Origin of the sequence: Pseudomonas hormoni (assembly GCF_018502625.1) — a bacterium.
GTDB lineage: Bacteria > Pseudomonadota > Gammaproteobacteria > Pseudomonadales > Pseudomonadaceae > Aquipseudomonas > Aquipseudomonas hormoni.
In genome coordinates this window covers 42,534-66,482 of sequence record NZ_CP075566.1, presented here as the reverse complement: position 1 = coordinate 66,482, position 23,949 = coordinate 42,534, and the positions used below count along the sequence as shown (strand labels likewise).

Here is a 23,949-nt window from a genome sequence, read left to right as displayed (position 1 = left end):
AGCCGTAAAGCTTCGAGAAATCGAGCTTCACGGCTTTTTTGTTGCCTGGATTTTTTATCCAGCGATCAAACGACTTTCAACTCAACCTTCACACCGTCGCGTGTCATCCGCGAATACGGGCAGAGCTGATGCGCAGTCTCAGCCAACTCCCGTTTCACGCTCTCCTCCAGGCCAGGAATATTGACGTTCAACCGGACCGCCAGCTGAAAATCCCCGCTACTGGTTTTGCCCAGATCCACCTCGGCGTCCACAGACGTGTCCTCGGGCAATTTGACTTTCAGCTTCCCGGCGGCGACCTGTATCGCACCGATGAAACAGGCTGAATAACCCAATGCAAACAGTTGCTCCGGATTGGTCCCCGGTTTGCCTGAACCCGGGGAACTGAATTTCACGTCCAGCTCGCCATCGCTGGATTTGCCGGTGCCCGTGCGGCCGCCGACGGTGTGGGTTTTTGCGGTGTAGAGAACGGTTTCCAATGCAGTGCTCATGACAGTAACTCCTGATAGACGAGATCGTTTTGATCAGTCGCCGAGGGTGCCGGTGTGATGCGCCAGGCGTTTTTCAACATCCGCATTCTTCTGCAAGCCAAGCTCCATCAATTGCTTGATCCGTTGCTGTGCCGCCGGACGTTTCACCGAGCCGATGAACCCGTCCCATTCGGCAGCGATGGCGTCGTTCGGTGGCAGGCTGGCGGCGTCGACGAGGCGTTTGATGTCGGTGATCGACTGCTTGTCAAACCTGGCGATGCGGCGGGCCATGGTGTCGACGAACGCGTCGAGCTCGGCATCGGGCAGCGCCCGATTGACGTAGCCATAGCGTTCCGCGAGGTCGCCATCGATATCGTTACCGGTGAGCAGCACTTCCAGTGCGCGCCCACGCCCCATCAGCCGCGGCAAACGAGCCATGGGGCCACCACCCGGCACCAGTGCGGCGCCGATTTCCCATTGCGAGAGAATGGCCTTTTCGCGACTGGCAAAGCGCATGTCGCTGGCCAGTGACAGCTCACTGCCGACACCGGTGGCACGACCGCGAATCGACACGATCGATACGACCGGCGCCTTGCTCAAGCGAACCAGCATGTCCGGCAGCGGAGGCAAGCCGGTGGGGCCATTGGGCAGGCTCGTCGTGTCCGTCAGCGGCGGCACAAAGTCATAGTGGGTGAGGAAGAAATCCGGAACGTCGCTATCGAACACCACCACTTTGACCTTCGGATCGGTCTCGAGCGCGGTGATGACCTCGTTCAATTGCGGCATGGTTTCCGGGCCGTAGATGTTGTACGGCGGATTGTGGAACGTGACGCGCCAATACTCGGGGGTGACGCGTGTGAGTTTGATCTCCTGTTTGACAGCTTGGGTGGTTGATTTCGATGTGGCGGCCGGGGCCGTCTCACCGGCGAAGGTCAGACTGGCCGACGCCATAGCGGCGATCATGAGCGCTGCACTCAGCAACTGTAGTTTCATGTGACATCTCCAGAGCGCTATCGAAAGACACGTGTCGGAGATATCGCCAGGAGTCGATGGGATGTGGGGGCGGGGGACGGCTTGATCGATCGAGTGGCACTCGCATCAAGAGGTGGCCCGGAACAGATCGTCTTTCGTCGGCAGCTCCGAATGATCAAGGTTAGCAGCGTACCTTGGTCTTTCAAGTGACGTCAGTCGGAAGCCATCAGGCGAAAAAAAAGGCACTTGGCGATGATCGCCAGTGCCTTTTTTATGCCCGGAAGAACGGTTAGCGCGATGACAACATGAAGGTGTCGTACTCCAGGTCTTCCAGCGCCGTGGACAGTCGGTGCAGCCCGAGCAGTACACAGACCAGCAACGACAGCGTGAACCCGTAGCCAAAGAAGCTTGGGCCAAGGTACATGCTCAGCAGCGTCAGCGCCCCGTTCAACACCGCGAACAGCACGCACAACTCCAGCACCACGGTGCGCTTGTCCAGGTAGAAGAACACGTTGAGCAACGCCATGAACACCACTTGGATACTGACGCCGATCAGGTCGATGTAGAACAGCGGCAGGTAGTAGCTGGAGATACCCAGCCAATCCAGCAGACGCGGCGCAAACAGGAACAACAGCACCACCGTCAGCCCCTGCACCTTGCAGATTTCCAGTAGGCCCTGACGGATCGACAAGGTCATCTCGGTTTTCAGCGAACCGATGTGCTGCAAGGTTTCGCCCTCGCGGATCGCCCGGAACAGACGGTCATACCATTCGGCAAAATCGGTTTCGATGCGCACCAGGAACACCGCCATCCCCGGGATGATTGCCAGGTAGGCGAGGAAGATCGGCAGGTCATACAGGATAGACGCGCGTAGCGGACCGATGACGATGTTCGAGGTGCCGGGGTTGAACCAGAACAGGAACTTGTCGATCCAGATGCCGAAGTTGTAGAAGAAACCGGTGGCGAGCAGGCTGAGAAAAACGTGACGACGGTCGAGGAAATCGAAGGCGATCAGTTTCTCTGCTCGGTACTCGCGCAGGATGTCGTAGAGGAACAGGAACAGCAGCGCGCTGTGCCCGATCAACAGCGCCAGCAGCAAGCCCGGTAGCTTCAGGAAGCTCAGCACATAGGCGCTGGCGACCATCAGCGTGTAGCCCACCAGCATGACCAGCAGAATGCGGTTATAGGCCTTCATCCCCGACAGGAAGATGATCACCAGCCACAAGTTGCACAGCACCACGAAATTCGACAGCACCAGCACCCGGTAGATCAGCGGCTGATCGAATAACACCGCCAGCACGATGATGCCCAGCACGCCGGCAGCGAGCGTGACCAGCAACAGGATGCCCAGCAAGTTGGGGAGGATCTGTTCGTACTTGTGCTCGAACAACCGGTCGGATACGAACCGGGTGAAGAACAGCTGCAAGCCACCCGTGAGAATCAACGAGGTGGCCATCAGGTAGGTCACCGTCACCAGAAACTGCCCCACCAACGTGTTGGGTATCACAAGGCCCAGACTGATGATGCCCACCAGCATCACACTGATGATCGACAACACCCAGGGCCCGGAGCTGATCAGACCGGCATATATGTAGGCGTGCAAGGTCGCGGTGTAGGAGTCGCGCGAAAGGATCTTGCGCAGTTCGAAGCCAATGCCGGCCATTTAACTGTTCTCCATGGCTGCTTGATACAAGTCGCGATAACGCTGCAGCATCAAGGCTTCGGTGTAGTAACGATTGACCCGCAGCAAGCCGCTGGCCTGAGCGGCCTGCCAGCGTTGCGGGCTGCGCAGCAGTTCGAGGATCGCGGCGCAGGTGGCCTGTGGATCGGCAATCGCCACCACTTTGCCGGCCAGGCCGAGGTCGCGGTCTTCGGCGCTGCCGCCTTCGATCAATTCGCGGCACGAGCCCACATCGCTGCTGACCACCGGCGTACCGGCGGCCCAGGCTTCGAGGATCACCAGCGGTTGCGCCTCGCTGATCGAGGTCAGCACCATCAGGCCGAGTTTCGGCAGGATGTCCTGGATGCGCTGGAAACCAAGGAAATGCACCTTGCCCTCCAGACCCAGGCTGGCCATCAGGCTGCGGCATTCGCTGACGTATTCCGGGTCTTCCTCTTCGGGACCGACAATCCAGCCTTCGGCCTCCGGCATGGCGCTGATCACACCGCGCATGGCTCGCAGGAAGGTTTTCACGTCCTTGATCGGCACCACACGTCCGATCAAGCCCACAACAGGTGTAATACCGGGCGCACGGGATTCCAGTGCCGCGGTCCACTGCGGCAGGTCGATGCCGTTCGGAATGACCTGCGTGCGGGCCGGGTCGGCGCCGTCCTTGATCTGCCGCTGACGGTTGCCGTCATACAACGCGATGATGTTGTCGGCGCTGTTGTAGGTCAGCTGACCAATGCGTTCGAAGAAGCGAACCCACAAGGTGCGGATGTAACCCGAGCCGGCATCGAGACTGCGGTTGAGCGCCTGGCCGGAGCTTTCGGCGATCCAGCTGGCCTGGGCCAGGTCGATCTTGCGTTCCTTGGTGTAAATCCCGTGCTCGCTGAGCAGGTAGGTGCAGTTCCAGCGCTGCTTGAGAATGCACCCCAGCAGTCCGGCGTAACCAGTGGAAATCGAATGCAGCATCCGCGCTCGCGGCATTTTTCGTGACGCTTCGGCGAGCATCAGCAACGGCGACTGCATCGAACGCAGGGTCCAGAAATAATTGACGAAGGACGGGTCGGCGCAATGCAGCCGATACCCTTCGCTCAACGCCTCCCAACTGGCGCGGCTGCGCAGTACGTCATCGAGGGTCATGCGGCCCTGCGCGATGCAATCGAGCAGACGCTCGCCCAGCTCGGGCTCCGGCGCGTCCGGGTGATGGAGGAAACGATACAGATCCAGCAGCTGCTGCGGGTCGGCCTCTCGCGGCGTTCCACGGGTGTTGGTCGGATGGGTCGCATCCTCGAGAAACACTTCTTCGATGTGCAGCACATTCGACGGGACTTCATAGCGCCGCGACGGGTAGGCCGAACGTTGGCCGCCGATGAACATCACTGAGAAGGTCAGCTCCGGCAGGCCGAGAATCATCTGATGAATCCAGCTCGACACGCCGCCGCGCACGTAAGGCCAGGTGCCTTCGAGCAGCAGACAGATGTCGGCAGTCGGCGCCGCTTCCTTGTGATTCATGTCCAGCTCCTCACCAGCTCAGCGAACGGTGGCCGCTGACGGGTTTTCTCGGGAAGTTTCTCGAGCAACCCGGGAATTTCGTGATAACGACCGGCCTCGAACGCCAGTTCGGCGTGGAACGGCAATACCTGTGCGGCACCCATGCCGTTGTCCTGGGCCTGATGCAAGAGCACTTCGGCACGCTCGATATCACCTCGCTCCAGCGCAATGCGTCCGGCCAGCAAGAACAGCTCACCACCCTCGCCCGCTTCAAGCCCTAGCTCGGCGTGTTCGCTGGCCTGGTTGAGCACGTGTTCGAGCACACTGCCTTGCGCCAGGCCGAGGTACGCCAGCTCCCAATACCAGCGCGCCAGCGTGCCATGCAGCGCACCTACGGTTTTGGCATTGGCGCCGCCCAGTTGCCCCAGGGCGATCTGGATGCGCAGGTTGATGTCGCTTTCCTGCTTGTCGAGCATCGAGTACGCCAGTAGCCGCACGTCGTCGCTGGGATCACCCAGTGCCAGTTTGAGAATCGGCACCGCTTCCTTGCCCGGCATGCGTCGCGTGGCCAGCAACGCGGCCAGACGCTGATCCGGATCGGGCGCATGGCGCAGCACATCCTGCAAACCGCCGTCGGCAAAGATCGGTGAATGCAATTGCAGCTGCGCGCGATACGGCAGGCTCGGAATACCGACGGCTTGCCAGGCTTGCTTGTCGCGTTTGCGCGGCAGGTACAGCGCCGGAAAGATCGACGCGACCACACCGAGCGTACCGATCACCGGCACAAAGAACGCCAGGCTGAAAATGAACAGCGGGCTCCAGGGCAACGGCGCACGGTAGCGTGCTGGCAACAGCAGCCACACCGCGGCGCACAACAGCACGCACGCCAGACCATGGCTGAGGGTGAACACCAGCAATTGTTGCAACTCGGGCGCCGCGAGCCACAAACTGGCCCAGCTGCCCGCCTCTAACAACAAGGCTCCGCTAAACAGCCACTTGCTGATCATTCAGGCCACACTCGTTGAACAGGAAATTACGCAGCCCGTCGCGTTCACAGCCAGGCTCCAGATTGAAAGGCATCACCCGCACACCCAGGCTCGCCATGTCACTTTCAATGCCAAAGTGCTCATGCAACAACAGGCTGATACGCGCCAGATAACCTTCGGTGCCCTGCGGGCTGGTCAACGGCAAGAGCACCAGCAACAGTCGATGATCGCGATTGTTGCGCACCGGCAAGTGCAAATCGAGACCGCGCTGGCTGCGTTCCAGCAGACGCGTCAGCTCGTCGTTGGGGCGAGTCATTTCAAAGGCAAACAGCCCGGCCGGCAATTTGTGTTTCTCGACATCCACCAGCGAACGCTTGAGCTGCAGGGTGAATTGCTGTGCATCGGCGTCGGGCAGTTGAAGCACTTGCGGGTCCCGGCGCAACAGGTCGGCGATGTGCCCGGCGAGCAGCGCCAACAGGCTCAGGGTGCGATCCTGGAAGGCGAAGAACGGCATCTGCCGAACCGCCAGAATCGCCAGCAGACGCCCCTCGGCATCGATCAACGGGATGCACGCCTGCAACGATGAGAACTGCGCCGAGGTGCCGGAATCAATCAGCTCCTGACGCACGCTCACCAGTTCGCCGCGCTCCAGGCACAGCTTGACCAGACCGTCCTCGGTGCCCAACGGCCCCATGACGCCGATCGTTGCCAACGCGTCAGGCAAGACATTTTCTTCACGCTCGTCAACGCGGTACAGACCGGCCACGCGCAACGCGCCGTACTGCCCAAGCATCGCCGTGATCGGGTCTGCCAGCGCGGTCAACGCATCGCCTGCGTCCGGCATCACCCGCAATTTTTCGCGCAAGCCCAGCAAGGAGCTGCGCAGGCTCTGGTCGCTGCCGGCCACGCGCTGCTCGAGCAGGTCGTGGGAGACCCGCAGAATCTGGTGCGCCCGGGTGAACTCGTCGAGACGGTACTGACGATATTCGTTGGCCATCTGCAGCCGCTCCAGGCGCCGCATCCACTGATCGCGAACCTCACCCACCAGCATCCCGCAAACCAGCACGCCAACAATGAATGACGGATCGATTTGGGCGTAGCCTTCGAGACCGGTACGGCGCAGGGCAAACATCGCCAGCACCAGCAGGCTGGCGCTGAACAGGCCGCGCACAAAACCGTAGCGCACGCCCAGCAGCAGCGGCGCCAGAATCGGCCAGGGGAACCCGCCGTGTATCTGCAACGGGTCTTCAGGGGTCAGCCACAAGCCCAGGCCGACGGCCGCGCCGGTCACCAGAAACGTTTCCAGCCAAGACACCGGGCCGCTGGCTTGAGGCGCCAGGCTGTAATCCATGTGGGGAGAATTCATTGCAATCACTCGAACCGAAGGGCGCCAACAAGTTTGTCGAGCACCGTTTGAGCGGTGCCCGCGAGGCTTTCACGGGACCAGCCGGCACGTGCGCCACTCTTGCTCCAGAGTACGCGACCGCTGCTGCCTTCCAGTACACGCAGGCTGATGCCGACCGCTGGCTCGCCGTCCAGGCCGTTCTTGTACTGCCACTCTTCAACGCTGCCGGCAATCACGTAATCGAGTTTCTGCTCGCGCGCCCATTCCAGGGCTCCGGCCAGACGCTCGTTGTCATCCATCAGCGCTTGTTCGCCCTGGGTGCTGACCGGGTAAACCCGCGGTTGCAGGCCGTGGCTGCTGAGCACACTGAGCAGGATCTGCTCGCTGCGTTCACCGGCCTGTGGCGTCTGCGAATAGTTGATCATCGGCACGATGCCCCACTGCGCGTTGCGCGGCAGGTTCGGGCTGGCTTCATCGGTGAAGCTGGCGCAACCGGCGACGAACAGGACGGCGAGCGCCAGGCCCAGATTACGAATTGCTTGCATAGTTTTTCTCCGTAGACATTCCATGATCAGCGTCCAAACCGCACGCCGTAGCTCACACCCAGTGTTCCGCCGGACTGACCATCCCCGCCTTGTGGCGCGGATTGGTAGCCGAAGGTCAGGGCCAGTTCGTCATCACCCAGCACTTCAAAACCGATCCCGGTATTGATGCCGTAGTTAAAAGTTTGATCAAGCCATTGCCAGCCTGCCGTCACATCCACCAGCCAGGTGTATTGCGGCTTGGTGCGAACCAGTGCGCCGGGGATGCCGCGACGCCAGGACGTGCCGACATAGAGCTGGCCATAGCGACTTTGCAGCAAGTCGCTGCCCATGACGGTTTCGGTATCGGTGGGGTCGAGTTCGTTGGTTTCAGGATCTCGCGCCTGATCGGGCACGATCACCGGGCCGCCATTGCGACTCGACAGGTCATCCAGCCTGCGGTCATTCACATTGTTGTGCTGGTAGTCGACACCACTGCGCACGGTCCAGTTGGGACCGGCGAATTCCAGCGTGTGATTGAGTTCCAGCTTCAGCGCCTCGCCATTACCCAGCGAGTCGCCTGCACGTGTGGAGAACGACCTGCGGGCGACTTCCCAGCTCAACTGATCCCGTGCGGTCAGGCCATGACGACCACCGACCCATACACGGTCCTGCTGACCGAAAGCGCGCATCAAGCCACTGTCTTCACTTTTGCGATGCCAGTCCAGACCGGTTTCGAGCTCATCACTGACGCCCAACTGCCAGGTCCGGGAAAGGCCCAGTCCATTGCGGTCGTCGTCCTTGCGCTGACTGGTGTCGGCGAACAGCTTATAACTGCCGTTTTCCACCGGGCGAATCAGGGTCAGGGCCGCGTTACGCTCCTCACCGATTTTCGATGAACGTACGTCGTCGCCATCGTAAGTGCCCTGTTCCAACTCAAGATCGGCGTACCACTTGTCCCCCAGATTGTGGGCAATTTGCAGGCGCGGAGCGTTGAACGCGACGCCGCCAAAATCCTGATCCTGCCACGACAGCAGCGCGCCTTGCGGCGTGCTTTCGTGAATCTCCACGGCCTGACGTCGCAGTTGGTCGCGCACCGCCTCGGGTTGCTCGTCACCGAGCGCTGACAGGTTGGTATCCAGCGCTTCGTTGACGCGCCCAAGGCGACTGAGGGCCTGGGCCCGCTGTGCCGGGTTCAGATCGCTACTCGCCAACAGTGTTTCGACCTGTGCCTTGTTGCGGCTTCGCAGCGCTTGCTGAATCTGCTCATAGCGGTCGACTTTCAAGCCCTGGCCACGCGCCCACTCCAGCCATTGGTCTTTCTGCGATTCCTGATTGGTCGCGTCCAGGCGCGCCAGCAAACGCTCGAACCACAATTGCAGCATCGCCGGCGAGCCGTCCTGCCACTTCTGCACTTCTTGCTGAGCCTTTCGTGGCGAATAACTGCTGGCCATCAGGCGCAACCAGATCACGTAACGCTGGGACGATGGTTGAAGGTTTTCACTCTCGGGGCTGCGCAGCAATTTCAGGCGCAAACGCTGAGCCGAATCCTGATAACCGGCACCGTCCAGCGCATCGGCATAAGCCGCCTGTACCAGCCAATCCTGAGGACTGCTCTTGAGGTACATCCGATACCAGGCCAGCGCTTCGCTACTGCGTCCGAGCATCTGGCTGGCACTGGCGAACGGCAACCACAACACCCGGTCTGTACGCGCCCGGGCTTTCCATTCCGTCAGCAACGGCTTGAGTCTGGCGGTGTTGCCCTGATCGACGTAGAGCCACATCAGGCGCTCGCGAAACAGGTTGTCATCGGGGTAGCGCGACAAGCCCAGCAGGTACAAGCGCTCGGCCTCCTCGTCCTGACCCTGCTGAGTCGCAAGGGCACCGCGTACCGCCAGCACCTGATCCTGCTCGTAAATACCCGGGTATTGTTCGGCATCCTTGAGCAGTGCGATCACCAGCGGCCAGTCCTGCAGCTCCTGGGCCAGCTGCAATGCCTGTTCCAGGCGCTGCCCATCGTGGGTGCGCTTCCAGCTGTCGACCATCAACTCCAACGCACGCCGTGGATTGCTGGTGCGGTAAAGGGTGATCAACTGACTCTCTTCGCCGATACCCAGCGAGCCCTTGAGCGCGAGCATTTTCTCCAGAGCCACCTGCAGTTCATCGTCCAGTTCCAGGTTCCAGGCGACTGCAGCCCGGGAACGCCAGTATTTGGGATCGTCGATCTTGCTGTTATCGACCTGCAACACCTGCCATGCGGCTTGGTTGTCAAACAGCTTCAGGTCGGTGTCGACCCAATCGACCCGCTCGGTGGTGGTGAGGGCAAAACGTTTTGAATAGCTCTTGTAGACCTCGGCCTTGGCCGCGAACTGCCCGGTGTTTTCCAGGTTTTGCAGCAGACGCGTCCAGGCCAGACGATGGGTCGGGTACTTGCGCAAGTAGGCACGCAGCCAGGCTTCGGCCTGTTCCGGTGTGCCCCGCGACTCATGGCCGTAAATCAGCGCGTCGAGTTCGATGTCGGTCAGCGCACGTTGGTCCATGATGTCGGCGAGTAATGGAATCGCCCGGTCAAAGTCAAACTGCTGGATGGCCAGCCGCCAGGCATGTTCACGGGTCTCCGGTGTTTCATGCAGTTCCAGCAAACGAATCCAGTAGCCAAGCGCGGCTTCGCTTTCACCGCGCCACTCTCCGAGCCGAGCCATTTGCTCCAGCAGATCCAGGTCTTCGGGATGTTCGACCAACAGTTGCTGACCGCTGTCCCAGGCGCCGGGCAAATCGCCAAGCGCCAGACGCATGCTGAATTCCTTGCGCAGGATTTCTGTATTGTCCGGTTCCAGAAGACGCCACTGATCCAGGAAGCGTTGCGCCAGGTCGGGACGGTTGCTCGCGATCGCGACATCAACGCCCTGCTGCACCCAGGCCACATCGGTTTGCGGATTGATCAGCTGATCGATCTCATCGGCGAGCACCTGCGTAGCCTGCGCTCCCTTTCCGGAGGCCAACAAGCTGTTGAACGCGAGTTGTGCGTACTCCCGGCGTTCGGCGGCCTGATCGCTGTCCTTTTTCAGTTCCAGGTAGATTGCTGCGGCGCGCTCCGGCTGTTCGCCCGCCAGATACCATTGCGCGGCGGACTTGAGGGCAGCGCTACGCTGTTGTGGATCACGCGCGGCGATTTCCTCATAGACGCTGGCGGCGAAGGCCGGCGCCTGCAATGTTAGCGCGAGCTTGGCCAGGCTCTGTAATTGCGGCAACGGCAACAAGCGGTGGTCAAAGCTTTTCAGACGCTCGACCAGGGCCTGTTGCGTGATCAGATCGCTGTCTTTTGCAGCTTCCAGCGCATCCAGCTCCAGCCGGTAATACGCCTGCAATTGCGGGTTCGGCTTTGGCCAGTTTTCCACGTGCTGGCGTGCTTTGGTGTAGTCGCCGAGACGGATCAACAGATCGATCAATTGCAGCCGCAGATGCTCGTCTTCCGGGTGTGCGGTCAGCAGCAACTCGGCATAGTTGGCCGAGACCGCATCCGGCTCACGACCATCGGGCTGGAACACTTCTTCACGCTGGAAAGTCGCCCACAGCAGACCTCCCACGGCAACCGCCACCACCGCCAGGGCCCATGGATTGAGCAGGCGACTGCTTTTAGTGGCTGAAGAGTTAGTCGCAGATGAGTTGAGCATTACTCACCTGTTTCATAGGTAATTGAAAAGTCCACAGACCAGCCGAGGCCTTGCCTGCAAAACGCTGCCCATCCACCTCGACCCGGCAAGCGCTTGCCGAGCGCACCGAGAAGGTCAGGTCTATTTGACCTGCAAACGAAAAGCTCACGCGCCGGTCATCCAGATAACGCCACTGCTGCAACGGTAAATTGGCTTCCTCCAGTGCTGGCCTTGGATCGCGGTCAGGACGCAGGACGAGCAATGCCTGGTCGCTGCTCAAGTGCACATAGCGCCCCTGCGGCAAATCGCGAACCCCGGCGACGCCTTGGGAGCGCAGCAGATCCGGCCAACCCATTTGCGGGTCGAGTCGCAGCGTGCGCAACGCATCCATGCCGCGGACCTGCCAGGCACCGTCGGCGGTACGAGCCAGGCTGGACTGATACAGACCGTGCAGACGATCAAGGTAGTCGCTCATCCACAGCGACATCGGCTGCTGGTCGCGCATGTAGCCGTAGATCTCGTTCATGGCCTTGATCGAGGCCTGCTTGGTGCTCGAATAGAAATGGTAATAGAGGTGCAGGCCGCGCAGCCGCCGTGGGCTGTCGGTCAATTCAAAGGTATCGATCACATCGCGGAAACCGTAGTACGGCCCCTTCCATAGATTGGTGTAAAGGTTCTCGTTGATGATCGGCGCGTAATACTGCAGACCACCTTCGGTGGGCCTTAACAGCGGGTTCAACCCCGTCAGCGAGGGATTGGCCTTGGTCAGCATGGTCGAGGCGCCGTTGACGTTTTTCAGACCGGCGTCGTAGGCCATTTTGATGGTGGCGGCCGACGGCAAGGCATCGCCCGGCCAGAAGATCATCTTCACTGGCTTTTCCGGGGTGGTCAGATGCTGATTGATGTAGTCACGCGAGCCAAAAACCTCGCGATGGAAATCGAGTTTGTCGTAGCCCGGAATGGCCATTTTCAAGCCGTATTCCGCGTCGAAGTTTTCGCGTTTCTGCGCCACTTCCGGCTGCATGAAGAACGGATGGCTGAAGGTGTGAGTGGCCACTTCGACTTTCGGGCTGGCAAACAAATCACGCGCGATAGGCTCCAGTTCTCGCGCCAGGTGCGGGAACATCCCGCGCGGCGAAATCTCGCCTTCGATGATCGACACCGAGGTCAGAAACGGGTTTGGCCGAATGAAATCATCGAGCACTTGCTTGCCGGCATAAGGCGAGCCACGCACCTCGGCGCGCGACGGGAAACCATCGCCATCAATGTGCACTGTCGCGATGCGGCGACCGTTTTCCGTGGTGGTATCCGGACGCGGTTGCATCGGCAGGTGCAAGCTGGCCTGCAAGAACGCAAACGGATCGAGAATCCAGCGACTGCGTTCGTTGTTCACTTCGAGAATGTACGGCGAGAGCGCCAGGCCGCCCCACTCGGCAACGGCCACCGGAACGTATGTCTGGCCACTTTTGCCGGTCAGCGACAAGGCTGCCTTGGGTCCATTGGGCAATACCGAAACTGGCGTCAAGTCACGGGATCGGGGCTGCACCGGTGCTTCGAACGCCCCGATCAGCGATTTGTCCTGATAGGTAATGGTCACGGCCTGGGTGCCTGGCGCGAGCGAGCGGCTCAGGCCCAGTCGCTTGAGCAGACCACTGTCCTCAACCGGCAGACCCGCGAAAAACACCAGCGGCACCTGTTCGTCCAGGCGCTTGCCGAGCCAGCGATTGAAGGCCGAACTGTCCTGCGGCGGGCCGGTGGTCATCCAGGTAACGATGCCCGCGTACAAACCGCGAAAACGATGCTCCGGCAATGAACTGTCGGCGGCCAGGTAATCGACCCGGTAGCCGAGGTATTCGAGCAAGCCGCCGAGCAGGGTATGCCCGGAGTTATTGATCAAGTCATCTTCGCGCGGATCGAAAACCAGCGCGATTCGACGCGGCTGGACTTCGATGTTGCTGATGCCCATCGAGTCCAGTTCAGGCGTACTGATGAAGGGGATGAAGCCTTCTTCGCGCAGACGCTTGGCCAGCTTGCGCGCTTCGTCACGGCGCTCCGGCGGCAGATAGTCGATCGCCACCAGCGGGATGCCTTTGGCACGCAAAGGTTGCAACTCGCCCAGCAACCACTGGCGATCGGATTCCGGCACCGGACGATAACGCTTGGCGGCAGCATCCCAGCCGGCATACATGGATTCAAAAGCTACCGCTGCCGCGACACCATCAAGCTCGGGCAGCACTTCAAATCCGCGATTGAAAAACAGTTTCAGCGTGGGCTGACGCTTGTGCAGTTCGCGCAGCAGACTGGCGAGGGCAACCCGTTGCGCTTCCCGCGAGGCTGGTGGCAACAGCTGAAAGCTGTCGAGGGTGTCGAGAAACAGACCGTCATAACCTTCTGCCTGCAACGCCTTGGCACGGCCGAGCAAATGCTCGCGCCAGGCCGACACGGTGAGGTCCATGACCTGACTGTTCCAGGAATCGTTTCGCACCGGGCTGACCGCATCACGCAGCCCCGCCTTGTCGATGGCAGCCTTGTTGCCATCGAATTCGCCCACCGACACATAGGCAAACGGATGGCTGCCCAGCTTGCGCAAGGTTTTGACATCGCTCGCCGTCATATGCCCCGGCTCGACCACAGCCCAATCGAACTGAGCCAGCTCGGACAATGGGGGCTGGTCGGCGTACCAAAAAACCACGCTGGAAGGTGACGGCAATGCTGAAGCCTGGACGGCTGGCCCGCTCACGAAAAGTGCCAGGGCCGCGAAGAGCCGCTTGGCAACCGCGCGGACACGCGTCCTGCGAAAAACGATTTCCATAATTCACTCTTGAAATGACTGAACCGATACTACTCGAACGTCCAACATGAGGAGCGGGCGGGTTACAAGCTGCGCAGAAGCTGCGCTAAACCGTTGCCGATCGAGGTCGGTGCCGGGAGCGTAAAACGCTCCAGCAGGCGAGCGTTGTTGGCGCGCGAATGGCGTATGTCGCCTTGACGCGGAGCCTGATAATTCACCGTCAAGGGATTGCCGGTGGCGCTCCCTAATTCGGTGATCAGGTCGTTGAGGCTGGTGGAACGACCCAGCCCGACATTCACCGCACCGGGGCTCGGTTCGCTCGCTTCTACGGCCTGGACGAGAATGCTCACCAGGTCTTGGACGTAAACGAAATCACGGGTCTGTTCGCCGTCGCCGAAAATCGCCACAGGCTGCCGGGCCATGGCCCGTTCGGTGAAAATGCTGATCACGCCGGAGTACGGCGACGAAGGGTCCTGGCGCGGGCCGAAGATATTGAAGAACCTCAGGATCACCGGCTCCAGGCCATGTTCACGGCGATAGAAGTCCAGGTAATACTCGCTGGCCAGTTTGTCGCTGGCATAAGGCGTGAGCGGGGACTTGGGGGTGTCCTCATCAATCGCCGAGCCTTCGCCATTGTTGCCGTAGATGGCCGCGCTGGAAGCGAATACCACGCGCTTGATCCCGGCCTTCAACATGTGCTCACACACATTGAGCGTGCCGACGAAGTTGCTTTGATGGGTGCCGACCGGATCATCTACCGACGCTTGTACCGAGGCCACCGCCGCCAGATGCACGACTGCGGTGCAATCACGCATGGCCTGTTCTACAGCGGCACCGTCCGCTACATCGCCGACAACGAGGTTCAGATTGGCATTACCGACCGGCAGATTACCGACCTTACCGGTCGACAAATTATCCAGTACGCGAACCTTGTAGCCTTTGCCAAGCAAAGCTTCCACAAGGTGTGACCCAATAAATCCTGCACCGCCGGTAACCAGTATTCGCCCATCAAACATGAAGTTTCTTCCTGAAGATTCACACGGACACTTCGTATGTAAAGTCCGCCCAACGGTGACTCTGTATATCATTGATCCAGGCTGATGGCACTTAGCCCATCACGCCTGAGACTGCGACATCGTCTCAATCTCGAAGGTTCAAATTCATGGCTCGGTTTTGTGCGGGCCAATGTCGACTTTATGGCGCTAGGCCATTAACGCGGCGCCGATGATGTGAGATCGCGAGGATACTGTCAATAGTTTGTCTTGGTCGCCGCCGCACGGTTGTCCATCCTGAAAAAACGCCACTATATTGACGACATTTAATAAATACACGTCGACATACAATGGCTCATGCGACACCGCCCCCTGTGGAGCCCACAGCATGCATCACGCCCTCCTTATCGTTGACGTTCAGCCCGGTTTCGCCCCACCGCAATGGCTGATCGACGGCATCCGGAGACTTGTCGGCTGCCTACCCAGGCGCGAGATAAGAAGAGCGTATCCCACCGAATGAAATCTTCCCGCTCTTCTACACTCCATCCGCATAAGCCCCCAACGCCGAGCCCCCATGGCCACCCTCAAAGACCGCTTGAAGCAAGGCAAGAACGCTCGCAAGAACTGCCCGCGCAATGCTCACGCGTCGATGAGCAAAACACCCCGCGATCCACTGCCGCTGATCAAGGCGTCAAGCGAAGGCCGGATCAAGTCGTTGGGCGAGCTGCGTTACGGTCGCATGCTCGTCTCGCCGTTCACCTTTTATCGCGGCAATGCACTGTTGCATGCCCACGACCTGGCCGGCACACCGAACATGGGCCTGGTGTCGCCGATCTGCGGCGATTGTCACTTGATGAACTTCGGCGGTTTCGCCACGCCCGAACGCAATCTGCTGTTCAGCGTCAACGATTTCGACGAAGCCCATCCCGGCCCCTGGGAGTGGGATCTGAAACGTCTGGTGGCGAGCTTTCTGGTTGCCGCGCGCGATCTGCGACATGGTGAAACCGTCGAAGAAACGGTCTGCCATGACGTGGTCGGCGCTTATCAACAGACCCTGCTCGAATGTGCTGAACAAAGCTCGCTGGAAACCTGGTACGAGTCCATCCGTTGCGACGACCTGCGCCAGCAAACGAGCAAGGCCACGTTGGAGCATGTGGAACGGGCCATCGAAAAAGCCGAGCGGCGCACCCATGCCGAACTGCTGCCGAAAATCAGTGAGCGTGACGCGCAGGATCGCCTGATCATTCGCGATGACCTGCCGGAAATCTTCCACCTGCACAACCACACCACGCTGCTGGATGCCGACGATGACTGGCTGCGTCTCTCGGATTGGCGACCGCTTTACGACGCATTCATGCGCGATTATCCGGGCACCCTTCAAGCCGACCGCCGAGCACTTTTATCCCGTTTTCATGCCCAGGACATGGCGTTCAAAGTCGTCGGCGTGGGCAGTGTGGGCACCCGCTGTCTGGTGGCCCTGCTGACCGACGATCAAGGATTCCCGTTGTTTCTGCAATTCAAGGAAGCACGGCGTTCGGTGCTCGCCGATTACGTGAAGACCCAATCGCGGGTGCGGCATAACGGTCAGCGCGTGGTCGATGGCCAGCGACTGATGCAGTCCGCCAGCGACCTGTTTCTGGGCTGGACCACCGGCCCCAGCGGGCGCCACTTCTACGTGCGCCAGTTGCGCGACATGAAGGTCTCGGCCGAACTCGAGACCTTTGACGCTGATGCGTTCGCCGCCTATGGGCGGATCTGCGGCCGCGCCCTGGCCCGCGCCCATGCCAAGTCTTCGGGGCAAGCCGCGCTGATCAGTGGCTATATTGGCAAAAGCGAAGCACTGGCCGATGCGCTGTTCAAGTATGCACAACGCTACGCCGAACAGAACGAGCAGGACTTTGAGCGCTTTCAGCAGGCCTGCCGCAAAGGCCGGTTACGCGCACGTTCGGAAGCCGATTTTGCCGCGGATCATTTGCCGTAGTCGTACTGAAGACGGCCTTTGAGCCACATGAATTTTTCTTCACCCCACTGCGCCTCGCCAACCGGTACATTGCCCTCGCTCATTCAAGAAACTACGGTTTGCCCGCCCTCCCGCGGGCTTTTTTTTGCCTTCAGGAAAGGCTGGTCGACTGTATCAAAACGACCGGTTCTTTCTGTTTTTGCAGAACCGGCAGATCCAGGCGCGCTCGCCCGTAAAACGCCAGCGCGGTCAGCAAACACGCCAGCCACACGAAGATCCCGGCCCAGAAGGTGTGGGACATGTAGTGCCAGCCTTGCAGAACCCGTGTCGTACCGTAGACGAAACCGAGGAGCAGCGAGCCGTACATCAGCGCTTTCGAGTAGCGCCAGCGGTAACGGCGCGCAACAAAGTACAGCGCAAGCATGGTGAACCCGCCCGAAGCATGCCCGCCCGGCCAGCAGCGGCCATCGCCGGCTTCCTTGAACAGCTGGAAGTTGCTGTACCACTCCATATGGGCAACTTTCCCGCCGTAGAGGGTCGTTTCAATCGGGCAATACACGCTGGTGTGCGACTTGAGGAAATGAATCACGCCGGTGCAAATGGCAAACGCAAACACCACAAACAGAAAGTCCCGACGATGGTCGCGGGTAAATCGCAGCACCGAGGCAGCCTTGCTCTGCTCCAGAAAACGGCCCAGACGCGGATACTTCTGTGGGTTGATCAGCGGCCAGACAAAAGACAGCATCGCGCCGATCAAAGCGAGTTCAGCGGTCCAGTTTGGAATGATGCGCGCCCACTTGTGGGTGAGCTTTTCAAAGAAGTGAACCTGATCGAGCGGAAAGGTCTGGGTCACCGGATCAAAAAACAGATTGCTGAACGCGATGTCGATTTTTGTCATGTCGAACAACAGGAAAACCACGGCTGCGCAGGCCAGCGGAATACCGAAATTGACGCAGTAAAAGCGCATGGACTTACTCATTGGGTGGTCACCGTGCGCCAGTCGGAAGCTTCGATGAAACCGAGCATTTGTGGTGCCTGTGATGTGGTGGTGGAGATAAATAAAGAGGCGCCGTAACCGAGGGTGGCAGCAGGTAACTTGAGGTCTTTCTCAATCTGCGCCATGCATTCGCTGTGCGTCACCAGAATCAGATTGCGACCCGCCACTTTGTGCGCCAGGGCATCGCGCAGCATCGTGCCCTTGCAGCTGATCAACCAGTCTTCATTGGCGGCAACCTTGTTGAACATATAGCTGGCGGTCTGTGCGGTACGAATCATCGGGCTGTTGTAGATGTCTGCCTTTTCCAACCCCAACTGTTCAAACTGCGCACCGACACTCACCGCGACGCTGCGAGAGCGATCGGTAATGCCGTCATTGCCACTCAAGCACGCGGCTTTGGAGTGATCACAGCGCTCGACATGACGCACCAACACAATCAGGTCGCCCTTGGCCCAGCCGGTCAGTAACGCCCGGGCGCCGGCCACATTGCCGTGGGCCAGGTCTGGCACAGCGGCAGGCCGCAACAGCCAGACCGTCAACGGAATCACCAGCAGCACCGAGGCCAGCACCACCGCGGTATTTCGATAGCGGGCAAAACGGCTCAGATCAATCGAGCGCGTTATCCCGAACAGACTCAGTCTCAGTTCCACATCAGGCCGCCTCACCGGCATGCATCACTTGATTCGATGCCGCGAGGGTAGAGAGCCTGGCGTCGGCGAGCGGTGAAACCGATGTGAAAAAAAGCTTAATCCGCCCGCAAAAACCTTGTTACACATCGCTCCGACAAAATCCTTTCAGCTCTCGTGATTGCTGCCGATACAGACCTGTTACACATCCTTGGCTACCAAAAACAACAATCTTCCAGCCAACCGACGACATAAAGCGCAACGTTCCTGGAGGAATTTGATGAATAGCTGGTTCGGTAACATCAGCGTGAACATGAAACTGGGCCTGGGGTTTGGCCTGGTCCTGGCATTGACCTGCGTCCTCGCCCTGACCGGCTGGACAAGCCTGGGCGGCTTGATTGACCGCAGTAACTGGATGAGCGATATCACCCAGCTCAATGCCGGCCTGACCAAACTGCGCGTGGTTCGCCTGCAATACATGCTGACCAACGGCGACGAAACCGCCGCACAGAACGTACAGACCACCCTTGACGCGTTCTCTGCCCAGCAGCAAGCGCTGCTGGTGAAATTCAAGAGTCCGGAAAACCTCAAGCTGCTCAAAGAGCAAGGCGCTGTCATCGAGGCCTACAAGACGTCCCTGAACAAAATGCGCAGCGCCTACCGCACTGGTAACAGCGCCCGCGATGCCATGGGTGCCAACGCGGAAACCGCGAATACGCTGATCAATGCCATCAGTACCTACGTGCAGCAAATGCCATTGAGCGACCAGCGCTTCGAACAATTCCAGGCCATCACGGCCGCCAGGGAAGCGTTCCTGCTGGCCCGCTACGAAGTGCGCGGCTACACCGCGACCACTAACGCCGAGACCGAGCAGAAAGCCGTCGGCCAACTGGACGCGGCCATCGCCAGCCTGAAACAACTGAATGTGCATTTCGCCGACACTCAGCTGGACGCCCTGCGTCAGCTGGAAACGGCGTTGAGCAATTACCGCAGCGCTTTGCAGGCCTATAAGACCGCGAGCATCGATGCGGTGCAGGCACGCAAGGAGATGACGGATCAGGGTGCTGCGATCGTGACCCTCAGCGAGCAGCTGTATCAGATCCAGCTCGACCGCCGTGACGCCGAAAGCGCACAAGCCCGCACCCTACAACTGATGAGCACGTTGCTGGCGTTGCTGGTGGGCGTCATTGCCGCCGTGATCATCACCCGTCAGATCACCGGCCCGCTGCGCGACACGTTGGCGGTGGTTGAACGCATCGCCAGCGGCGACCTGTCCCAAGACGTCAAGGTGACACGCCGCGACGAACTCGGTGTGTTGCAGCAGGGCATCGCGCGCATGGGCGTGACCCTGCGCGACTTGATCAGCGGCATCCGCGACGGCGTTACCCAGATCGCCAGCGCTGCCGAAGAACTGTCGGCCGTGACCGGGCAAACCAGCGCCGGTGTGAACAGCCAGAAGATCGAGACCGATCAGGTGGCCACCGCCATGCACGAAATGACGGCCACCGTGCAGGAAGTCGCGCGCAACGCCGAAGAAGCTTCGCAAGCCGCGGCCGCCGCTGACGGTGAAGCTCGCGAAGGCGACAAGGTGGTCAACGAAGCCATTGCCCAGATCGAACGTCTGGCCAGCGAAGTGGCGCGTTCCACCGAAGCCATGAGCGTGCTGCAACAGGAAAGTGACAAAATCGGCAGCGTCATGGACGTGATCAAGGCCGTGGCCGAACAGACCAACCTGCTGGCGCTCAACGCGGCCATCGAAGCGGCCCGTGCCGGTGAAGCCGGTCGTGGTTTTGCCGTGGTGGCCGACGAGGTCCGTGGCCTGGCACAGCGCACGCAGAAATCCACCGAGGAAATCGAAGGCCTGGTGGCCGGTCTGCAAAACGGCACGCAACAAGTGTCGACGGTGATGAACAACAGCCGCGCCCTCACCGACAGCAGTGTCGCCCTGACCCGCAAGGCCGGTGTGTCGCTGGAAAACATCACCCGCACGGTGTCCAACATCCAGTCGATGAACCAGCAGATCGCTGCCGCCGCCGAGCAGCAAAGCGCCGTGGCTGAAGAGATCAGCCGCAGCATCATCAACGTGCGCGACGTGTCCGAACAGACCGCCGCCGCCAGCGACGAGACCGCTAAATCCAGTATTGAACTGGCGCGGTTGGGTAATCAGTTGCAGATGATGGTCAGCCATTTCCGCGTCTGACATTCACTTCGCGGTGAATGAAAGATCCATTCGCGGGCAAGCCTCGCTCCTACAGGTTTAGTGTCGTTCGAAGAGGATGTGAACGACACTAAACCTGTAGGAGCGAGGCTTGCCCGCGAATGCAATCGAACATACAACGGATACTTGGAACCAACCCCCTAGCCTTGCATTCACCGCACGCCCTTAGCGAAGGGGTAGATCTAACTCGGTACCGCCATTTTCTCTGAATCGATTATTGATTCGAGTCCCCAAACTACAAGCACGACCATCCTGATCAAGAGCTTTCTTCAAAATAAAGAGAGCCTCTTCTACTACCGAACGACAATTACTGTCTGCCGCGATTTGCAATTGCTCGTAGATCAGTTGATCAAGATTGCCAATGGTAATGCTGGCCATAAGCGCCTCCTGTGCTCGTCGAAATTGAACGGACGACACTATCACCAGGCGCGATTTTTCCTGCCGCGTTACACACTAATCGCATTGGTAAACACCAACCGATTCCCGAACGGGTCGGCAATCGTCATGTCCTGGCTGCCCCACGGCATTGCCTGAATCTGCGGGTGCGAAAACGTGTATTCCTTGGCCAGCAACTGCTGCTGAAACGACTCCAGCTCATCCGTCTCGATGCGCAATGCCGAACCCGGTGTGCTGTCGCCGTGATGCTCTGACAAATGCAGCACGCATTCACCCCGGGAGACTTGCAGGTACAGCGGAAAATTCGGCTCGAAACGATGCTGCCAGTCGATCTTGAAACCGAGGAAGTCGACGTAGAACTCCACGGCCTTGTTTTCATCGAAGATCCGCAGGATCGGGGTGGTTTTGCCGAAGCTCATGAAGTTGCTCCCAGACTGGAAAGGCCCAGAGTGTAGCCGGGCTAGTGTCAGCGCTTCGGCTTGGCGATGGCTTTCTTTAATTGCAATGTGCCACCACTGCGACGCAGCACTCGGAATCGTTACTGAAACCCGTCACGCAAATTCCCTTCCCGGGCCAAAAACCGCCCTTCCCTTCTACCGCTCGCCTGGCCTTCGCTGTAACTCAACACACCGTTGACCCATACGCCGTCGATGCCTTCCGCCGCCCGTTGCGGATCATTGAAATCCGCAACATCACGAATGGTTTGAGGATCGAACAACACCAGATCCGCCCAATGCCCTTCACGGATTTCACCCCGCTCCTTCAAACCGAATCGCGCCGCGGACAACCCGGTCATTTTGTGTACCGCCGTGTGCAGCGGAAACAGCCCGACGTCGCGACTGAAATGCCCGAGTACGCGTGGGAATGCGCCCCACAGGCGAGGATGCGGAAACGGGTCTTCCGGCAGTCCGTCAGAGCCGACCATCGACAGTGGATGCGCGAGGATTCTTCGCACATCGTTCTCGTCCATTCCGTAATACACCGCGCCAGCCGGTTGCAGTCGGCGGGCGGCATCGAGCAGCGATACGCCCCATTCGGCGGCGATGTCCATCAGATCGCGTCCACCCAGTTCCGGATGAGGTGTGGACCAGGTGATGGTGATGCGATGGGCGTCGGTGACTTGCTTGAGGTCCAGGGTCGAAGAGCTCGCGGCGTAGGGGTAGCAATCGCAGCCCACCGGATGAGTTTTCGCCGCCTCCTCAAGCGAAGCCAACAATTGCGGACTGCGTCCCCAGTTACCGGCGCCGGCACATTTGAGGTGGGAAATGATCACGGGGGATTTCGCGTGGCGGCCGATCTGGAACGCCTCGTCCATGGCTTCCAGCACCGGCTCGAATTCGCTGCGCAAATGGGTGGTGTACACCGCGCCGAATGCCGCCAGTTCTTCGGTCAGCTGCATCACTTCATCGGTGGAAGCCGAGAAGGCGCTGGCGTAGGCCAAGCCTGTGGATAAACCCAACGCGCCCGCTTCAAGGCTTTCGCGCAGTTGCTCGCGCATCGCGCTGATTTCATCCGGCGTAGCGGTGCGGAACAGATCGTCGAGATGATTGCTGCGCAGCGCGGTGTGGCCCACCAGTGCGGCGACGTTCAACGTGGTATTCGCCGCTTCGACCGCTGCACGATAGTCGCTGAATGTCGGATAAACAAAGGCCGCCGAAGTGCCGAGCAGGTTCATCGGGTCTGGCGGGTCACCTTTCAAACTCACTGGCGAAGCGCTGATCCCGCAGTTGCCCACAATGACGGTGGTCACGCCCTGGCTGAGCTTGGGCAGCATCTGCGGCTGGCGGATCACCACCGTGTCGTCGTGGGTGTGCACATCGATGAAACCCGGCGCCAGTACGCGGCCAGCGGCGTCGATTTCTTCGGTGGCAGTGGCATCGTGCAAGTCGCCGATGCGCTCGATGCGACCGTTCAGAATCGCCACGTCGGCGGGGTAACCGGGGGCGTTGCTGCCATCGATGATCAGGGCGTTGCGAATCAGCGTGTCGTACATCATGTCAGTCTCCCAGCGGCAAGTGATCGTCGCCGCCGCGGTAATCGTCGAGGGCGAGCTTGATTCGCCGCAGACGCTCTTGATTGTCTTCAGGATTGGCCAGCGCCAGCTCGGTGGCAAGCACGTCGATGGCCAGCAGCATGCCGTAGCGCGCCGCCGTCGGTTTGTAGATGAACGAGGTTTCGACGCCTTGCAGCGGCAGCAGCACATCGGCCAATTGCGCCAGCGGCGAGTCGGCCCGAGTGATGGCGACAATCCGAGCGCCGTAGTTGCGCGCCAGCGCGACGGCTTCGAGCAATTCTGGAGTGATGCCGGTCAGCGAACACACGATAACCGCGTGTTCCGCGCCCAGGCTGGCGGCAGTGACGCGCATCATCACCGGGTCGTGGCACGCCGAGATCGGGTAGCCGAATCGCACCAGCCGCACTTGCAGTTCATCGCTGCACAAGGTCGAGCAACCGCCCATGCCAAACGCGTGAATCATCCGCGCCTTGCCCAGCAACTTCACCGCGTCGGCGAAGCGCGACTCGTCGAACGCCGACAGATGCTGGCGCAAAGTGGACTCGATATCGCTGACGATCTGCCCGTAGAACGCCGACTGGTCGGGCGTGCCCGCCGGGTCGAGAAAACGGCTGCCGACGCCGCTGGCCTGAGCCAGCTGCAGACGCAAGTCCCGCAAATCCCGGCAACCCACGGTGCGGGCGAAGCGCGACAGCGTGGCGGTGCTGACTTCCGCTCTCAGCGCCAGCTCCTCGAGGCTGGCGGCAGAGGCAAATCCTACGTCGTCAAGCATCAGCCGAGCGATGCGTCCTTCGCCGGCGCTGAAGGAATCCTGACGGGCGCGGATCTGGTAGAGGATGTCCATGGCAGGCGGC

Annotated in this window: 18 protein-coding genes and 2 pseudogenes; 4 read left to right on the top strand and 16 right to left on the bottom strand. The window is 60.0% G+C overall.

Features of this window, described 5'->3' with window-relative positions; translation table 11 throughout:
• Positions 1-65: 65 nt before the first annotated feature.
• The 10 genes from KJF94_RS00260 to KJF94_RS00215 all read right to left on the bottom strand — a co-directional run bounded on the left by KJF94_RS00260 (position 66) and on the right by KJF94_RS00215 (position 14,908).
• Positions 66-488 carry an organic hydroperoxide resistance protein gene (locus KJF94_RS00260; protein WP_214380566.1) on the bottom strand — a complete coding sequence of 141 codons (423 nt, stop codon included), beginning with the start codon at positions 486-488 and terminating at the stop codon, positions 66-68.
• A 33-nt stretch (positions 489-521) separates the two neighbouring features.
• On the bottom strand, positions 522-1,460 hold the full coding sequence (locus KJF94_RS00255; protein WP_214380565.1) for an enoyl-CoA hydratase/isomerase family protein: 939 nt from the start codon (positions 1,458-1,460) through the stop codon (positions 522-524).
• 268 nt (positions 1,461-1,728) lie between these two features.
• The gene (gene pelG, locus KJF94_RS00250) at positions 1,729-3,102 is read right to left on the bottom strand and encodes an exopolysaccharide Pel transporter PelG (RefSeq protein ID WP_214380564.1); all 1,374 of its coding nucleotides are present in this window, start codon (positions 3,100-3,102) and stop codon (positions 1,729-1,731) included.
• Complete coding sequence (pelF, locus tag KJF94_RS00245; RefSeq protein WP_214380563.1) at positions 3,103-4,617, bottom strand: GT4 family glycosyltransferase PelF; 1,515 nt, start codon at positions 4,615-4,617, stop codon at positions 3,103-3,105.
• Positions 4,614-5,603: a HEAT repeat domain-containing protein gene (locus tag KJF94_RS00240; RefSeq protein ID WP_214380562.1), complete on the bottom strand. Its 990-nt coding sequence runs from the start codon at positions 5,601-5,603 to the stop codon at positions 4,614-4,616. Before KJF94_RS00240 ends, pelF begins: the two co-directional genes overlap by 4 nt.
• A complete protein-coding gene (locus tag KJF94_RS00235; RefSeq protein WP_250548205.1) occupies positions 5,581-6,948 on the bottom strand; it encodes a PelD GGDEF domain-containing protein in 1,368 nt (455 codons plus the stop codon). Before KJF94_RS00235 ends, KJF94_RS00240 begins: the two co-directional genes overlap by 23 nt.
• Positions 6,949-6,953: 5 nt before the next feature.
• Positions 6,954-7,472, bottom strand: a complete 519-nt coding sequence (locus tag KJF94_RS00230; RefSeq protein WP_214380561.1) for a penicillin-binding protein activator LpoB — start codon at positions 7,470-7,472, stop codon at positions 6,954-6,956.
• Between the two features lie 26 nt (positions 7,473-7,498).
• Entirely contained in the window at positions 7,499-11,122 is a 3,624-nt protein-coding gene (locus KJF94_RS00225; protein ID WP_214380560.1) for a tetratricopeptide repeat protein, read from the bottom strand.
• Positions 11,100-13,913 carry a bifunctional glycoside hydrolase/polysaccharide deacetylase family protein gene (locus KJF94_RS00220; protein ID WP_214380559.1) on the bottom strand — a complete coding sequence of 938 codons (2,814 nt, stop codon included), beginning with the start codon at positions 13,911-13,913 and terminating at the stop codon, positions 11,100-11,102. The genes KJF94_RS00225 and KJF94_RS00220 overlap by 23 nt, the downstream gene beginning before the upstream one ends.
• 62 nt (positions 13,914-13,975) lie before the next feature.
• Positions 13,976-14,908, bottom strand: a complete 933-nt coding sequence (locus KJF94_RS00215) for an NAD-dependent epimerase/dehydratase family protein (protein WP_214380558.1) — start codon at positions 14,906-14,908, stop codon at positions 13,976-13,978.
• Between the two features lie 364 nt (positions 14,909-15,272).
• On the opposite strand from KJF94_RS00215, the pseudogene KJF94_RS30010 reads away from it, so the two are divergent.
• Both KJF94_RS30010 and KJF94_RS00210 read left to right on the top strand, forming a co-directional pair.
• Positions 15,273-15,368, top strand: a pseudogene (locus tag KJF94_RS30010) (hydrolase); the annotation flags it as partial.
• A gap of 90 nt (positions 15,369-15,458) precedes the next feature.
• A complete protein-coding gene (locus KJF94_RS00210; RefSeq protein ID WP_214380557.1) occupies positions 15,459-16,865 on the top strand; it encodes a DUF2252 domain-containing protein in 1,407 nt (468 codons plus the stop codon).
• A gap of 130 nt (positions 16,866-16,995) precedes the next feature.
• Here the strand turns inward: KJF94_RS00210 and KJF94_RS00205 are convergent, their stop codons facing one another.
• Positions 16,996-17,811 (bottom strand): phosphatase PAP2 family protein, encoded by an 816-nt coding sequence (locus tag KJF94_RS00205; protein WP_214384667.1) that lies wholly within the window; start codon positions 17,809-17,811, stop codon positions 16,996-16,998.
• 8 nt (positions 17,812-17,819) lie between these two features.
• Positions 17,820-18,491, bottom strand: coding sequence for a lipopolysaccharide core heptose(II)-phosphate phosphatase PmrG (gene pmrG, locus KJF94_RS00200; RefSeq protein ID WP_214380556.1), 672 nt, complete (start codon positions 18,489-18,491; stop codon positions 17,820-17,822).
• Positions 18,492-18,747: 256 nt separating this feature from the next.
• Here pmrG and KJF94_RS30455 point away from each other — a divergent pair.
• Positions 18,748-19,809: pseudogene (locus KJF94_RS30455) on the top strand (methyl-accepting chemotaxis protein); the annotation flags it as partial.
• The gene (locus tag KJF94_RS30450) at positions 19,804-20,667 is read left to right on the top strand and encodes a methyl-accepting chemotaxis protein (protein WP_431768152.1); all 864 of its coding nucleotides are present in this window, start codon (positions 19,804-19,806) and stop codon (positions 20,665-20,667) included. The pseudogene KJF94_RS30455 and the gene KJF94_RS30450, both read left to right, overlap by 6 nt.
• Positions 20,668-20,850: 183 nt before the next feature.
• On the opposite strand, the gene KJF94_RS00190 is transcribed toward KJF94_RS30450, so the two are convergent.
• The 4 genes from KJF94_RS00190 to KJF94_RS00175 all read right to left on the bottom strand — a co-directional run bounded on the left by KJF94_RS00190 (position 20,851) and on the right by KJF94_RS00175 (position 23,939).
• Positions 20,851-21,063, bottom strand: coding sequence for a plasmid stabilization protein (locus KJF94_RS00190; protein ID WP_214380554.1), 213 nt, complete (start codon positions 21,061-21,063; stop codon positions 20,851-20,853).
• 68 nt (positions 21,064-21,131) lie between these two features.
• The gene (locus KJF94_RS00185; protein ID WP_214380553.1) at positions 21,132-21,500 is read right to left on the bottom strand and encodes a glyoxalase superfamily protein; all 369 of its coding nucleotides are present in this window, start codon (positions 21,498-21,500) and stop codon (positions 21,132-21,134) included.
• Positions 21,501-21,619: 119 nt separating this feature from the next.
• Positions 21,620-23,077, bottom strand: coding sequence for an N-acyl-D-amino-acid deacylase family protein (locus KJF94_RS00180; protein ID WP_214380552.1), 1,458 nt, complete (start codon positions 23,075-23,077; stop codon positions 21,620-21,622).
• Position 23,078: 1 nt separating this feature from the next.
• On the bottom strand, positions 23,079-23,939 hold the full coding sequence (locus KJF94_RS00175) for a MurR/RpiR family transcriptional regulator (protein WP_214380551.1): 861 nt from the start codon (positions 23,937-23,939) through the stop codon (positions 23,079-23,081).
• Between the last annotated feature and the right edge of the window lie 10 nt (positions 23,940-23,949).